11 protein-coding genes are annotated in these 13,820 nt (G+C 63.5%); 6 read left to right on the plus strand and 5 right to left on the minus strand.

Annotation, left to right across the window (positions count from 1 at the left end; genetic code table 11):
- Window positions 1-351: 351 nt before the first annotated feature.
- Complete coding sequence (locus ACVOK8_RS05405) at window positions 352-798, plus strand: DUF1579 family protein (protein WP_481565935.1); 447 nt, start codon at window positions 352-354, stop codon at window positions 796-798.
- A gap of 488 nt (window positions 799-1,286) precedes the next feature.
- On the opposite strand, the gene ACVOK8_RS05410 is transcribed toward ACVOK8_RS05405, so the two are convergent.
- The 4 genes from ACVOK8_RS05410 to ACVOK8_RS05425 all read right to left on the minus strand — a co-directional run bounded on the left by ACVOK8_RS05410 (window position 1,287) and on the right by ACVOK8_RS05425 (window position 7,760).
- Window positions 1,287-1,910: a TonB family protein gene (locus tag ACVOK8_RS05410; protein ID WP_481565936.1), complete on the minus strand. Its 624-nt coding sequence runs from the start codon at window positions 1,908-1,910 to the stop codon at window positions 1,287-1,289.
- A gap of 432 nt (window positions 1,911-2,342) precedes the next feature.
- The gene (locus ACVOK8_RS05415) at window positions 2,343-3,662 is read right to left on the minus strand and encodes a type II toxin-antitoxin system HipA family toxin (RefSeq protein WP_481565937.1); all 1,320 of its coding nucleotides are present in this window, start codon (window positions 3,660-3,662) and stop codon (window positions 2,343-2,345) included.
- A 3-nt stretch (window positions 3,663-3,665) separates the two neighbouring features.
- Entirely contained in the window at window positions 3,666-3,923 is a 258-nt protein-coding gene (locus ACVOK8_RS05420) for a helix-turn-helix domain-containing protein (RefSeq protein WP_481565938.1), read from the minus strand.
- Window positions 3,924-4,049: 126 nt separating this feature from the next.
- A complete protein-coding gene (locus ACVOK8_RS05425; protein WP_481565939.1) occupies window positions 4,050-7,760 on the minus strand; it encodes an indolepyruvate ferredoxin oxidoreductase family protein in 3,711 nt (1,236 codons plus the stop codon).
- A 169-nt stretch (window positions 7,761-7,929) separates the two neighbouring features.
- Here ACVOK8_RS05425 and ACVOK8_RS05430 point away from each other — a divergent pair, with 169 nt between their 5' ends.
- From ACVOK8_RS05430 to ACVOK8_RS05440, 3 genes are all read left to right on the plus strand, one after another.
- The gene (locus ACVOK8_RS05430; RefSeq protein WP_481565940.1) at window positions 7,930-8,568 is read left to right on the plus strand and encodes a tetratricopeptide repeat protein; all 639 of its coding nucleotides are present in this window, start codon (window positions 7,930-7,932) and stop codon (window positions 8,566-8,568) included.
- A 105-nt stretch (window positions 8,569-8,673) separates the two neighbouring features.
- On the plus strand, window positions 8,674-9,588 hold the full coding sequence (locus ACVOK8_RS05435; RefSeq protein WP_481565941.1) for an AEC family transporter: 915 nt from the start codon (window positions 8,674-8,676) through the stop codon (window positions 9,586-9,588).
- 42 nt (window positions 9,589-9,630) lie between these two features.
- Window positions 9,631-10,683: a hypothetical protein gene (locus tag ACVOK8_RS05440; RefSeq protein ID WP_481565942.1), complete on the plus strand. Its 1,053-nt coding sequence runs from the start codon at window positions 9,631-9,633 to the stop codon at window positions 10,681-10,683.
- A 391-nt stretch (window positions 10,684-11,074) separates the two neighbouring features.
- Here ACVOK8_RS05440 and ACVOK8_RS05445 read toward each other — a convergent pair whose 3' ends face one another.
- Entirely contained in the window at window positions 11,075-12,556 is a 1,482-nt protein-coding gene (locus ACVOK8_RS05445) for an AAA family ATPase (RefSeq protein WP_481565943.1), read from the minus strand.
- 134 nt (window positions 12,557-12,690) lie between these two features.
- On the opposite strand from ACVOK8_RS05445, the gene ACVOK8_RS05450 reads away from it, so the two are divergent.
- Window positions 12,691-13,323 (plus strand): nucleotide-binding protein, encoded by a 633-nt coding sequence (locus ACVOK8_RS05450; protein WP_481508685.1) that lies wholly within the window; start codon window positions 12,691-12,693, stop codon window positions 13,321-13,323.
- 19 nt (window positions 13,324-13,342) lie between these two features.
- On the plus strand, window positions 13,343-13,819 hold the full coding sequence (locus ACVOK8_RS05455) for a SixA phosphatase family protein (RefSeq protein ID WP_481534686.1): 477 nt from the start codon (window positions 13,343-13,345) through the stop codon (window positions 13,817-13,819).
- Window position 13,820 lies beyond the last annotated feature (1 nt).

A 13,820-nucleotide genomic window follows, 5' to 3' on the forward strand; every position in this document is an offset into this window, starting at 1 on the left:
CCCCCCCCCCCCCCGCCCCAACCCCCCCCCCCCCCCCCCCACACCCCCCCCCCCCCCCCCCCCACCCCCCCCCCCCCCCCCCCCGCCGGCCCCCCCCCCCCCCCCTCGCCCCCCCACCAACGTAGGCGGAAGTGGAGTGATGTCTGCTTCTGGCCGCAAGGGGGCGGTGATGTCGGTGTGCGTCGGGGCGTACGCTCTGAATCAGCGATTGGAGCGGCCGCTGCGGGGAGGTGTCACTAGCTCGGATCGGCAGCATGTGTGCTTCCCAGTCCGGGAATTTAAAAAAATAAGCGCCGGCATGTCGAGATTCACCGCTCTGGTTCGTCGAGTTGATACACACAGGAGAATTTCATGGCCCAGAACAGCTTCCCTTCCGACCATCACCGCCGCCTCGATATCCTCAATGGGTCATGGCAGACCACCATCACCGCGCTGGAGCCTGATGGCAGCGAAGGGGTCACATCGCAGGCATCTGATATCTATTCGTGGCTGCCGAACGGACATTTCCTGATGCATGAAGTGGACGCCATGATGGGATCGCAGCGCGTGCAGTCGATCGAGATAATCGGGATCAACGCCTCTTCCGGTGAGTTCTTCAGTCGAAGCTACGATTCCGATGGCAGCACGAATGACTTCGTATCCAGGATCGACGGGCTCGATTACGTGATTGATGGGGACGTACAGCGCTTCGATGGCCGCTTCAGCGACGATGGTTTGCAGTTGGCTGGCACATGGGCGCAACTGATTGACGACCACTGGAGGCCTTTTGTCAGGGTCGTCCTTGACAAGAAGTTGTGAAGATAAAGAATGCGCCGCCGCAGCTGATAGCAGAGTCCAGAGCCAAGCTTCGGGGTCAGGGGACTCGATGGGCCAGTTTGGTCCCAGTCAACTGGGGCGGATCTCTTTTGAATCGTCATGATGCAGCTTGTTTTACCTCACCCTATCTGCTTTCCACTGCAAACGAGAGAGGGCTTCAAGCACCAGTTTTTCCACTCCATCAGGTATCCGATCCCAACATCCGGTCCTGAGGCGTGCCAGGTTTTCGTTGGCATCAAGTTGGCGACACTGCTTGGCGGCATCGTGGTACGGGCTATGGGAGCTGGCCAAGCTGGCGCCCAGCTCCCGTTACATGGTGCAGCTCTGCTTACACGCCGCAGATAGTTTGAACCGCATCTTTCTGTCTGAGCTGATGTAGAGCGCGGTCCTGGTGCTCTTGCGTGTTGCTGAGTTTCCAGATTGATCCGGCAATGAACAGTGTCTGTGAGTGGCACACGCGGCCATGGCGTTCAGTACAAAAAATACTTCACTGGTACTTCTTGGGCCGGTTCGGATTCATCAATTGGTCCGACGCAATAAAAGCTCCAACGCTTGCTGTCGTCGCGCGCAGACTCATCCAGCAGCGACGAACCGCTGCCTTGCGCCACATATGCCCGGCCAGGGGGCAGCCCATTGCCCTGGGGTTGCAGGGCAAGTAGTACGGTTCCCTCCACGCCGGCCTTGAAAGCCTCGGTAGGATAGCGGGGCGGATTGAAGTTCTTGCTTGAGATATTGAACAGACACTTTTGTGCTGGATAGTGCAGTACCCACTCGGCCGTCCCCCCTTGGTTGCCGTCGCATCGATAGCGCCAGAGCGACGCGCTGCGACGTGCGGGCTCAGGGTTCTCGGTGCTTTCCGAATCGACGTTCATCGCAGTGCCGTTGGCACCCACAACAACCCTCAGGCGCACATCGTGTGCTGGCTTCATCGTATGGGACGGAAATTTCGTTTCCCCTATCGAAGGAGGGTATGCCGCCATTGATTCGGGTATCACCTCGCATCGTGCGACAACGGTGTTTGCCTCTGCCGGCGTTGCAGTGAGGCCCGCGCCAACCAGCGCCATTAGTAGTGCATATCGATGAAATACCGTCATTCCGCTTCCTTGTCGGTTCAACTGCGTAAACGAGATGGGTGACCGCCGCCTGTTGGTTAGCCCTTGGATTGTAGACAACCGCGCGCGCGGTTTGCGCGACCAATGGTCGCAGACACAGTCTATTTGTTCGCGGTTGCCCGGAAAGCTGGGTCGAAAATAAGGATCAGAGTCCGCCTTCACGAGTGGCTTTGCAGTAAAAAGTTCCCCCAGCCGGCTAGTGCCAATGCATGTAGGGCGTCATCCTGCAGCGCTGTTGATCAACGGACTCTGGCGCTGGCCTTTGAGTCCAGCAAAAGGAAATCGCATAGCCCTTGTTCCTGCGCACCATTGTCGGAGGTGAGCATAGGAGGCTGGTGGAGCTTGGGATGCGCAATCCACAAGGATGGCTCGCGGATTCTTTGCGTGAAGGGCTGCGCTGTGGGTAGTCGCGCTTCAATCGTTCTCAGACATCTCGGCCAGCCGCGTCCCCGCCTGCCGCAGTCCGTAAATAATCGACGTCGCCACATGCTCCGGAAAGCCAGCAGGCAACAGCGCCTGCACGGCATTGATCGCGGGCTCGATACGTTCAAGCAGTTCCGCGATCCATGGCTCTGCGCCTTCGGCGATGCCGCATGCACGCGCGGTCTGGTTCCAATGGCGGCGGCGTATGCGCAGCAGTTGGCGGTGCCGATTCTTGCCTGCTACCGACATCGCCAATGCTGCGCGCTGCGCGGCCAACTGGTTGGGGCCGCTGCCAAGGATCGGATACACCGAAAGCACGTCATAGGCGGGCGTCAGCCGGAAGCGGCCTGCAGCTTCAATATGGATGCTGAAATTCTTGGCATGGCCATCGGTTGCGGCCAGCAACCAGAACAGTACCTGGGTCTTGAAGAAGGTCGCGCGGTCCTGGGGCTGCATGGACTGGCGCAGCAGTTCCATGATCTGCACGATACCCGGGCCGCCATCGCTTTCGTACTTGCGCGTGGATGGCAGCCCAAAGGCCTGGCACATGTCTTCCTGCGGCAGGCGCAGCCACCATCGGCCATCGCGGGCAAGGCGTCGGTCGAAGCGCTCTACGATCAATGCACGCTGCTCGCCAAACTGCCCCATCGATGTGTTGGCGACGGGAATGCCGAACGCAGCCAGCAATTGCATGCACAGCCATTCGTTCTCGACCGAGGCATGCATGTCCGCCCGCATATTGCCGACCAGACCCAGTGGCAGCTTGAAGATATGCGTGCTCGGTGTGCTGCCGGTGGGTATGCACCATTGCCCGTCGTGCCAAAGGAAGGCGGTTTTTTCCTGTGCACCGGCGATGGAGATGCGGAACTCGTCATCCACATGTTGGCCCGGCAATGCAGCGCTGGTGACACTCTGCAGGCGGTTGCCTACCTGGGCATCGCTGAGCGGCAAAGCGTGAATACCGTGGACGTCGTCCGGTGTTTGGCCAGGAGCAAGCAGCTGTACGGCGCCCACGCAATCACGACCAATCTCCTGCAGCAGATCGAAGGTGTCTGTCGACTGCAGTCCGAAGCGATCGCGGATGCGCTTGCGGATGTTGTCGTTGTCAGGCAGCAGGTTGTCAAAGTAATCCGTGACTACCTCGCCACGGTGGCTTTCACCAGCGGGAAGCAGCGGTAGTGACAACGACAATGGACGAGGCTGTTCTGATGCCAGCCACGAGGGCAGATAGGTCAGCCGTGGTCCCGTGCGCGTGTGCTCCTGCCAGGAGGCTACCTCTGCGCCGTTCATCCATATGCGCAGTTCGCTCATGGCTCACCACTCCATGGTGGTGGATGCGGCGTCTTGGGGACGCGGTTGCAGGGAGAACTCCAAGCCGAGTTCGGCCCACACCCGCATCAAGCGTTCAAAGGTGGCCGCTTCGGGTTCCCGTTCCAGCGCAGTGATCGCCTGGCGGGTGATGCCAAGGCGTTCGGCGAGCTGGGCCTGGCTGAGCCCGGCCTGTTTGCGGAATGCCCGCATCAATGGGCCCAGCTGGTGGGCGGCACGGATGGGATGGCTGTTGCCGCTCATATCGGGCATCCGGAAGGCGATATAGGCAAGCTATACCTTGCCTATTGGAAATGCAACTTATAGGTTTCATTTACGCATTGCAACCTATAGATTGCATTGCGCATAAGCAACCTATCCGTTGCCTGCTCAGGCCGCCTGCACGATATGCAGCGCCTTCGGGTTGCGCCACGTCGCCAACAGTGTCGCCTCGCGGGCCTTGGCTTCGTGCAGATGCGCTTCCTTAACGTGGCCGTAGCCGCGGATGTGCTCGGGGATGCTGGCTATGTCCACCGCCAACGTCAGACGACGCGCATCCAACGAGCTGATCAGTTCCTGCAGGGTCTTCTCGTAGTCACTGATCAACTGACGCTCGCCGCGACGCTCCTCGGTGTAACCGAACACGTCGAAGCGGCCGCCGCGCAGGCCCTTGAACTTGGCCAGCAGGCCGAAGGCCTTGAACATCCACGGGCCGTATTCCTTCTTCTGCAGCTGGCCGTGTTCATCGCGCTTGGCGAACAGCGGCGGGGCCAGGTGGAATCGTACCTGGTAGTCGCCCTCGAATTTCTCTGCAACGCGCTTGGCGAAGTCGCCGCTGGTGTACAGGCGGGCCACTTCGTATTCGTCCTTGTAGGCCATCAACTTGAAGAAGTAGCGCGCGGCGGCTTCGCTCAATGCGGTACTGCCCGGGATCGCTTGTTGTTCGGCCTTGCGCACGGCATCGATCAGCGTGCGATAGCGATTGGCGTAAGCAGCGTCCTGGTAGTCGGTGAGGAAGCTGCTGCGGCGGGCGATCAACTCGTCCAGCGAACGCGACAGGTGCGCATCGTCCAGCGATGCGAACGCGGCTTCGCCGCTGGTCCGGCTGGCGGCGGGCAGGCCGCGCACGTCCGGCTCGTTGCCCGGGTTGCGCGGTGCCGACGGTGCGCCGGCCTCGTTACCTTCCCATTCGCCCGGCGGCAGTTCGCGCAGCGCGTGCGGCTTGCGCTCGGCATCGGTCGGCGCGTTGCGCACCAGACCGGCGGCCTGCTGCACGGCTTGCGGATCGATTGCTGCAAGACGGCCCCAGGCGAACGCGGTCTGGTTCATGGTCACGGCGGCGCCGTTGAGCTCCACTGCACGCATCAGCGATTCCAGCGACAGAGGCACCAGGCCCTGCTGCCAGGCGAAGCCGAGGATGAACAGGTTGGAGGCAATCGCATCGCCGAGCAGGGCGGTGGCCAGCTGGGTGGCGTCGAGCAGGATCGGGTCGCGTCCGCCCAGTGCCAGCTTCACCCCGGCAATGATGTCGGCGGCCGGGAACTGCATGTCCGGGTGCGTGGTGAAGGTGCCGGGCATGGCTTCGTAGGTGTTCAACACCACCTGCGAGCGCTCGCCGCGCACCTTGGACAGTGCCCAGTAGTCGTTGACCACCACCATGTCACAGCCCAGCACCAGGTCGGCTTCACCGGCGGCGATGCGCACCGCGTGGATGTCGGCCGGCGTATTGGCGATGCGGATATGGGTGGTGACTGCGCCGCCCTTCTGCGCGAGACCGGTCTGGTCGAGCACGCTGGCGCCCTTGCCTTCGAGATGGCCGGCCATGCCGAGCAGCGCGCCGATGGTCACCACGCCGGTGCCGCCGACGCCGGTGATGAGGATGTTCCAGGGCTGCGAGAAATCGGTGCGGAAGGTCGGCGCCGGCAGGTTTTCGAGCAGGCTGGCGGAGCCGCTCTTGCTGCCCTTGCGCAGCTGGCCGCCGTGCACGGTGACGAAGCTCGGGCAGAAGCCCGTCGTGCAGGTGAAATCCTTGTTGCAGTTGGACTGGTCGATGTCGCGCTTGCGCCCGAATTCGGTTTCCTTGGGCAGCACCGACACGCAGAAGCTCTTCTCACCACAGTCACCGCAGCCTTCGCAGACCAGCGAGTTGATCATGGTGCGCTTGGCCGGGTCGACGATCTTGCCGCGCTTGCGGCGGCGGCGCTTCTCGGTGGCGCAGGTCTGTTCGTAGATCAGGATGCTGGTGCCCTTCACCGTGCGCAGCTGTTGCTGCACGGCATCGAGTTCGGTGCGGTCGTGGAATTCCACATCACTGGGGAACTCGTGACGACGTGACTTCCACTTGGCGATGTCATCGGACAGCAGCACGATGGTGTGCACGCCTTCCGAGCGCATCTGGTGGGCGATCTGCGGCACGGTCAGGGTGCCGTCCACCGGCTGGCCGCCGGTCATCGCCACCGCATCGTTGTAGAGGATCTTGTAGGTGATGTTGACGCCAGCGGCGATGGCCTGGCGGATCGCCAGCGAGCCGCTGTGGAAATAGGTGCCATCGCCGAGGTTCTGGAACACGTGCTCGGTGTCGGTGAACGCGGCTTGCCCGGCCCAGGTGACGCCTTCGCCGCCCATATGGGTGAAGGTGTCGGTGTCGCGGTCCATCCACGTCACCATGTAATGGCAGCCGATGCCGGCCAGCGCACGCGAGCCTTCCGGCACCTTGGTGGAAGTGTTGTGCGGGCAGCCGGAGCAGTAATGTGGCACGCGCGGGAACTGCGCGCGCGGCAGCGCCATCTCGGCTTCCTTGACGTCCATCCAGCGCAGGCGCTCTTCGATGGATTCGGTGTTGAAGAACCGTTGAATGCGACGGCCGATCACGCCGGCAATCGTCGCCGGGGTCAGCTCGCCAGTGGACGGCAGGATCCACTCACCCTGCTCGTCGTACTTGCCGACGATGGACGGGCGTGCGCCCCAGCTGGCCGGCCAGTTGTAGAAGTATTCCTTCATCTGCCGCTCGATGAAGGCCTTCTTTTCCTCCACCACCACGATGTCTTGCAGACCGCGGGAGAACTCACCGATGCCCTGCGGTTCCAGCGGCCAGGTCATGCCCACCTTGTACACGCGGATGCCGATATCGGCGCAGGCCTTTTCGTCCAGGCCCAGGTATTCCAGTGCCTGCAGCACGTCCAGGTAGCTCTTGCCGGTGGTGACGATGCCCAGCCGCGCCTGCGGCGAATCCATCACCACCTTGTCGATGCCGTTGGCGCGGGCAAAGGCCTGCGCCGCCTTCACCGCATAACGGTGCAGGCGCATTTCTTGTTCCATCGGCGGGTCTGGCCAGCGGATGTTGAGGCCGGCGGCCGGCATATCGAAGTCTTCCGGCAGGATGATCTGGCGGGCGAACGGGTTGACGTCCACCGAGGCCGAGGATTCCACCGTCTCGGCAATCGTCTTGAAGCCGATCCAGCGGCCGGTGTAGCGGCTCATCGCCCAACCGACCAGGCCCATGTCGAGGATGTCCTGCACGCCGGCCGGGTTCAGTACCGGCATCATCGCGCTGACGAATTCTTCTTCGCTGCCGTGGGGCAGGGTGGAGCTGCGGCAGGCATGGTCGTCGGCGGCCAGCGCCAGCACGCCACCGTGCTTGGAAGCACCGGCGGCATTGGCGTGCTTGAACACGTCACCGCAGCGGTCCACGCCCGGGCCCTTGCCGTACCACATGCCATACACGCCATCGACGTTGGCACCGGGGAACAGGTTTGTCTGCTGCGTGCCCCAGACCATGGTCGCGCCCAGGTCTTCATTGAGGCCCGGCACGAACTTCACCTTGGCCGCTTCCAGGTGCTTGCGCGCGCGCCACAGCTCCAGGTCGAAGCCGCCCAGCGGCGAGCCACGGTAGCCGCTGACGAAGCCGCCGGTATTCAGACCGGCCGCGGCATCGCGCTGCTGCTGCATCAAGGGCAGGCGTACCAAGGCCTGCACGCCGCTCAGATAAATGCGGCCATCGGTGCGCGTGTATTTGTGTTCCAGGGTGTAATCGGAATCACGCACGCCGATCAGCGGGTCGTTGGCGGAGGCAGGCGAAGTAAGTTCGGCAGTGCTGGTCATGGCTGGCCCATTGCGGAAACGGCTGGCGGATGCCAGCCGGCGGCGCCGGTGGCAGCCGCGGATTGTAGCAGTGGGGGCTTTCATCACCCTGTAACCCGTCGCGCGTAGCGCCCGGAGCGGTTAGGATCGGGGCCGGGTGGGGGATAACTGTTTGATGGGGATTGCAGTCATGGGGGTTACAAAGCGCATGGTCGCTGGCGCGTTGCTGCTGGCGGGCCTGTTTGTTACAAACGTGCAGGCGCAGAGCCTGCCGAAGATCAACGAGTTCTACTTCGATGACGATGTGGCGGCCAAGCCGATCCACGCCGTGCCGCCTGAACAGGCAGATGTGGTGGATCAGCTGATGAAGCTGCGCGAGCGCGGCCGCAAGGGCGTGGAAGCAACCGCGCAGCTGGCCAGCATCGCCTACCGCGATGGGCGTACCGAGCTGGGCGGCAAGCTGTATGACGAGGCCATGGCCTCCGTTGCCGATACCTCCGTGCAGGCCCGCAGCCTGCGCTGGAACCACGGCTGGGATCTGTACCGCCGCGGCGATGCGCAGGACGCGTTGAACCTGTGGACCAAGGCCGCCGAGGGTACCCGTGGCAATCCGTCGTGGTTGCCGCAAACGCTGGCGCTGGTGCTTTGGAATCTCGATCGCAAGGACGAAGCCGTGTCCTGGTATGCGGCAGCCGTGCGCACCGAGCCGGGGCAATGGAGCGATACAGCGGCATATGCGCAGTTGCTGCCGTCCTGGAATGACGCCGAACGCACGCAGCTGGCCCAGGTACAGCAGGCGTGGGCGGCCAATCCGCCGGCATGGCCGTAATGCGGCACCCGTAGGCCGGCATCCGCGTCACTGCGGATGCCGTAACAGGAGATTTTGAGCCGGCGCTGATTCCCCCTGCGGTGCGGCCCGGCGCATGCTTGCACCATGGCATTCGACGCTTTCGCACTGATCCTGACCATGCTCGCGCTGGGCATGGTATTCGCACGCTTCCGGGTATTCCCGGACAACGCCGCCGACGTGCTCAACAAGGTGGTGCTGTACATCTGCCTGCCGGCGGCGGTGCTCACCTATGTACCGCGACTGCAGCTGGATGCCTCGTTGATCGGCATCATGCTCACGCCGTGGCTGTTGATGCTGCTGACGCTCGCCCTGGTAAGCCTGGCCACTCGCGTATTCGGTTTCGAGCGGCAGGTGCATGCGGTGTTGCTGCTGTGCGTGGCGCTGTGCAATTCCAGCTTCATCGGCTACCCGATGGTGCGCGCGCTGCTGGGTGACCACGCCCTGCCATATGCGGTGGTCTACGATCAGTTCGGCACCTTCGTGATGCTGTCGACGTTCGGCCTGTATGTGCTGGCGCGTTACAGCGGTGATACCCCGCCGAGCACCAGCCAGATCCTGCTGCGCATCGCCCGGTTCCCGCCGCTGTGGGCACTGATCTTCGCCCTGCTGGTGATGCCGGCATCACCGCCGACATGGATTGCCGGCGCATTGAAAAATGTATCCGACGCGATGCTGCCGCTGGTGATGCTGGCGGTGGGCCTGACCATCCAGCTGCGGCTTTCGCGCGCTGAACTCGCACCGCTGGGCATCGGTCTGCTGCTCAAGTTGCTGGTGTTACCCGCCGTCGCGTTGCCGCTGTCCTGGGCATTCGGCCTGGAGGGCGAAATGCTGCGGGTCAACGTGCTGGAAACCGCGATGCCGACCATGATCACCGCCGCCGCCCTGGCCATCTCCCACCGGCTGGCGCCACGATTGGCAGCGGCAATGGTCGGTTATGGCATTGTGTTGTCATTGGTCACCTTGCCGGCTTGGGTATGGATGTTGGACCGGCTGGTTTGAGTCAGTATGTAAGCTTCGGTTCTCCACAACGAGGAAAGCAGGATGCGTAAACCTTGGTTGATGTTTACTGGCTTGGCCTTGATGGCGGCAACGGCGGGCGCGATTGCGCAACCGGCGAAAGCTGAAGCCACGCCGGAGCAGATGCTCGCGCAGATCGAAGCGAGCAACACCGCACGGTTGCAGCTTGGGCGGGAGCTCGCCGCAAGCGGCCAGCCGCGCAAGCTGTATGCAGCATGGCTGCTGGCACCGATGAGCCTGGATCTGGCACGTGGGAAAACCAGCTACTCGCCGGAGGCTGACACCTGGTTGATGCGCGCGATACGCACTGGCAGTGATGATCCGGTGATCGCAGCGGCTGCGGTTACCCGCTGTATCCAGGCGGACGAATGCGATGTGGAGCAGGCCCGCATCACGCTTGCGACTGCGGATGCGGAAGATGCTGGAAGCCAGCTGTTGTTGATGCGCTTGGCCGAGCACCGCAAGGATCCGATCGAGGCGGAGCGCACCTGGCAACGTGTGGCAAAAGCATCGCGCTACCGCGACCCCGCAGCGACGTTGATCGGCGTCATGGATGTGGCCACGCGCGACTATCCCTGGCAGCTGACCGATCCCGCGCAGGCAGCTGAGTGGCAGCGCCACAACAGCGGCAGTTATCTTGAACAGGAGCGAACGGTCACTTTGTTCAGCATCGCTGCGATGCATTCTCCGGCGGATTTGAAACAGGCGTTGGAGACCTGCCCCAAGCCCGTGCCTGACGTGGCAAGGCGCGAGCAATGCCGACACTTGTTCAATGTAATGGCGAACAGCAGCTCGCTTCTGCTCGCAGGCTATGGGGCTTCGCGCATGGCAGAGCTGGGGCAAGGTCCGGCGCAGGCATCGTGGTTGGCACGCAAGCGCGAGCTGCAGTGGATCACCACCGAAGCCACAGCGATCCTTGGTGACGAAACCAGCAAGGTCGCCAAGGTGAGCCCTGCCGAATACACGCGCTGGCTCGCAGAACTGGGCGAGCTGCCAGCCATGCGCCGTTTGCTTGCAGCCTATGGTGTGCCGGTGCTGCCGCCTGTTGATTGGCAGCCCAAGTTGGCTGCGCCCTGACCCGCAGCCTCAGGTTCCCTGGCCCGGGCAAATGACGCGCACCCGGGATGTCGGTTGCACGGCTTTGCTGCTCGTTTAAGGGACTTTGAGAACACACGGCGTGCTGTCTGTGACTGGTGGTACTGCGTTTCTTTCGGTCGAAACGGCTTACTCTCGGCTGCGCTGCGCTTTCCCCGGGCTAGGGTTTCGCTTGTAGGAGCGGCGTTAGCCGCGAAGCTGGCCATGCCGAAATGCTTCGCGGCGATGACCTCTGATGCCGTGGGTGCTTCGCGGCTTACGCCGCTCCTACAAACAGCGTGTCTGCGCTGTTCATGTAGTTCGGATGCGCCGCGCTTACCTGTGCTACGCGAGCACTTGTGCCCTTGGGTTGCCTCGGAACCTCCGGGCTACTTCAATCCGCTGGCACGGTGCGTTCGCGCGCCCAGTCGCGCAGCGACTGCACCTGCTCGGCCATCAGTACTGACAGTGGTCGTGTGTTGCGGATTTCGGCCATCAACAGCTCGGTGTCCAGCGGCTTCTGCTCGGCGTGGGCGGCGTACTGGCCCGCGACCACCGCCTGCTCGATTTCGGCACCAGAGAAGCCGTCGCTGGCAGCAGCAAGGGCGGGCAGGGCGAACAGGTCCGGCTGCAGTTGGCGGCGCTGCAGATGCAGGTGCAGCAGTTCGACGCGGGTGTCGGGCGAGGGCAGGTCGACGAAGAAGATTTCGTCGAAGCGGCCCTTGCGCAGCAGTTCGGCCGGCAGCTCCTGCACCTGGTTGGCGGTGGCGACGATGAATACCGGCGCCTTGCGCTCGGCCATCCAGGTCAGCAGATAGCCGAGCACGCGCCGCGAAACGCCGCCGTCTTCGCCGCCGCTGGCCAGGCCCTTCTCGACTTCGTCTATCCACAGTACGCAGGGCGCCAACTGCTCGGCCGAGGCCAGCGCGTCACGCAGGTTCTTCTCGGTCTCGCCGTGGTACTTGTTGTAAAGCGTCCCGAAATCCAGCCGTAGCAGCGGTACGCCGAAGCCGGCGGCGGTGGCCTTGGCCAGCATCGACTTGCCGCAGCCCTGCACGCCCAGCAGCAGCATGCCCTTGGGCGGGTCCAAGCCGGGCGGGGCGTTGCCGGAGACAAACACCGCGCGGCGCTGCTCGATCCATCGCTTGAGCCGACGCGCGCCGGCCACGTCGCTGAAACGGGCCGAGTCGTATTCGTAGTGCAGGTGGCCGCTGCGGTTGAGCAGCTCGAACTTGAGTTTGGCCAGCTGCGGCAGGTCATCGGCCTGCAGCGCACCATCGGCGAAGATCAGCTGGCGGGCGATGCGGCGGGCGTCGGTCATGCTCAGCCCGCGCAGGTTGCGCAGGATCTGCTGCACCGCCTCCTGGTCTACCTCGACCCGGCGCCCACCGTTCTCCTGGGCATAGCTGGCCGCTTCCTCGCGCAGCATCTTCAGCAGCGCATTGGCATCGGGCAGGCGCGGGTTGAAGCGGGTGGCCAAGGCTTCCAGCTCGGCCGGCAGCTCGACCTTGGCGCCGACCAGTACTACCACGTGTGGCTGGCTGTGGCGGCGCTGGATGATGTCGCGCAGCAGCCGCTGGTGGCTGGCATAGCCCAAGTAGGGATGGAAATCGAGCAACAGGTAGATGCCGCGCTGGTCGGCCTCCTGGATCATGCGCAGGGCGGCGCTGGCGTCGGGCGGGCCGACTGCCTCGTCCTCGCGGTCCATGTCGATGCGGCGCAGGCCCTCGGTGATGGACCAACGGAACAGCGAACGCCACACATGCATCAAGGCCTCGCGGAACAGACCCACGATACGGGTTTCATCCTGCGTTTCGATGACGATCAGCGGCGTGTTGGCGCGGATCAGTGCGGTCAGGTCCTGCAGCTCGCTCATGGTGGTTCCAATGCCGGGGGCGACACGATAGCAAAGCCGCAGGGCTTGCCGGGGCGGCGTCCTCACCGGATGACTACCTTTGGTAACGCGGGCCGGTGTACGCTGCGGACAAGTCCCGCGGAAACGAGGCGTGCATGAAGACGATTCTGGTAGCCGGCTCCAAAGGCGGTGTCGGCAAGACCACCATCGCTACCCATCTGGCCGCACACTCGGCCTTGTCTGGCCAGGCAACGGTGATCGCCGATGCCGATCCGCAGGGCTCCAGCACCCGCTGGGCGCAACGCCGTTCCATTCTGGACAGCGCCGTGCTGCCGGTAGACGTGCACCGCAAGAAGAACTGGGAAAAGCTCATCCCCGACGGCGCCGAGCAGGTCATCATCGATGCCCCGGCCGGTGCCTATGGCGAGGACCTGGAGCGCTTCATCGACATCGCCGATGCGGTGGTGGTGCCGGTGCTGCCCTCGGCGCTGGACATCGAGGCCATCGTCGGCTTCCTCAACAGCCTGTCCAGGATCAAGCGCATCCATTCGCGGGCGGTGCCGGTGGGGCTGGTGCTCAACCGCACCAAGCCATGGACGCAGACCTCGCAGCAGGCCCGGCAGATGCTGGCCGAATGGCCGTATGAGGTTGTCACGCAGCTGCGTGACAGCCAGAGTTATGTGGTGATGGTCGGGCTTGGGCGCAGCCTGTTCGACTATCACTCTGCACAGGTACGCGAGCACCAGCAAGACTGGGAGCCGCTACTCAAGTGGTTGAACAAGGTCTGATCAGGAGTACTAACCGACCATGCGTGAATTGATCCTGCTGCGACATGCCCATGCCGAACCGGCGGCCAATGGCCAAGCCGACCTCGACCGGCCCCTCTCACCGCATGGCTTGGCCGAGGCCGAGGCTGCCGGCCGTTGGCTACAGGAAAACAAGTTGGTGCCGGACCGGGTGCTGTGCTCGCCGGCGCGGCGCTCCCGCGAAACCCTGGAGGCCGTGCTGGAGCGTACCGGTTACGTCGAGCAGCGCCTGGAAGAACGCATCTATGACGCCGCACCGGGCACCCTGGCGGCACTGCTGGACGAGCACAATGAGGTTGAGCGCGTGCTGGTGGTGGGCCACAACCCCGGGCTGGAGCAGCTGGTGGCGTTGTTGAACAGCGGCCAGACCGGTGATTACCGCGGCATGCCGCCGGCATCGGTCGCGGTACTGTCCTTGCCGAAGGATTCACCGATCGAACCGGGCATCGCCAAGTTGACCGCATTCTGGTGGCCCTGAG

Source organism: Stenotrophomonas sp. STEN083, from assembly GCF_056759195.1.

What these genes read in the sequence shown, in the direction of transcription:
- ACVOK8_RS05405 (WP_481565935.1), top strand. Translation starts at nt 352, where the DNA reads ATGGCCCAGAACAGCTTCCCTTCCGACCATCACCGCCGCCTCGATATC.
- ACVOK8_RS05410 (WP_481565936.1), bottom strand. Translation starts at nt 1,910, where the DNA reads ATGACGGTATTTCATCGATATGCACTACTAATGGCGCTGGTTGGCGCG.
- ACVOK8_RS05415 (WP_481565937.1), bottom strand. Translation starts at nt 3,662, where the DNA reads ATGAGCGAACTGCGCATATGGATGAACGGCGCAGAGGTAGCCTCCTGG.
- ACVOK8_RS05420 (WP_481565938.1), bottom strand. Translation starts at nt 3,923, where the DNA reads ATGAGCGGCAACAGCCATCCCATCCGTGCCGCCCACCAGCTGGGCCCA.
- ACVOK8_RS05425 (WP_481565939.1), bottom strand. Translation starts at nt 7,760, where the DNA reads ATGACCAGCACTGCCGAACTTACTTCGCCTGCCTCCGCCAACGACCCG.
- ACVOK8_RS05430 (WP_481565940.1), top strand. Translation starts at nt 7,930, where the DNA reads ATGGGGGTTACAAAGCGCATGGTCGCTGGCGCGTTGCTGCTGGCGGGC.
- ACVOK8_RS05435 (WP_481565941.1), top strand. Translation starts at nt 8,674, where the DNA reads ATGGCATTCGACGCTTTCGCACTGATCCTGACCATGCTCGCGCTGGGC.
- ACVOK8_RS05440 (WP_481565942.1), top strand. Translation starts at nt 9,631, where the DNA reads ATGCGTAAACCTTGGTTGATGTTTACTGGCTTGGCCTTGATGGCGGCA.
- ACVOK8_RS05445 (WP_481565943.1), bottom strand. Translation starts at nt 12,556, where the DNA reads ATGAGCGAGCTGCAGGACCTGACCGCACTGATCCGCGCCAACACGCCG.
- ACVOK8_RS05450 (WP_481508685.1), top strand. Translation starts at nt 12,691, where the DNA reads ATGAAGACGATTCTGGTAGCCGGCTCCAAAGGCGGTGTCGGCAAGACC.
- ACVOK8_RS05455 (WP_481534686.1), top strand. Translation starts at nt 13,343, where the DNA reads ATGCGTGAATTGATCCTGCTGCGACATGCCCATGCCGAACCGGCGGCC.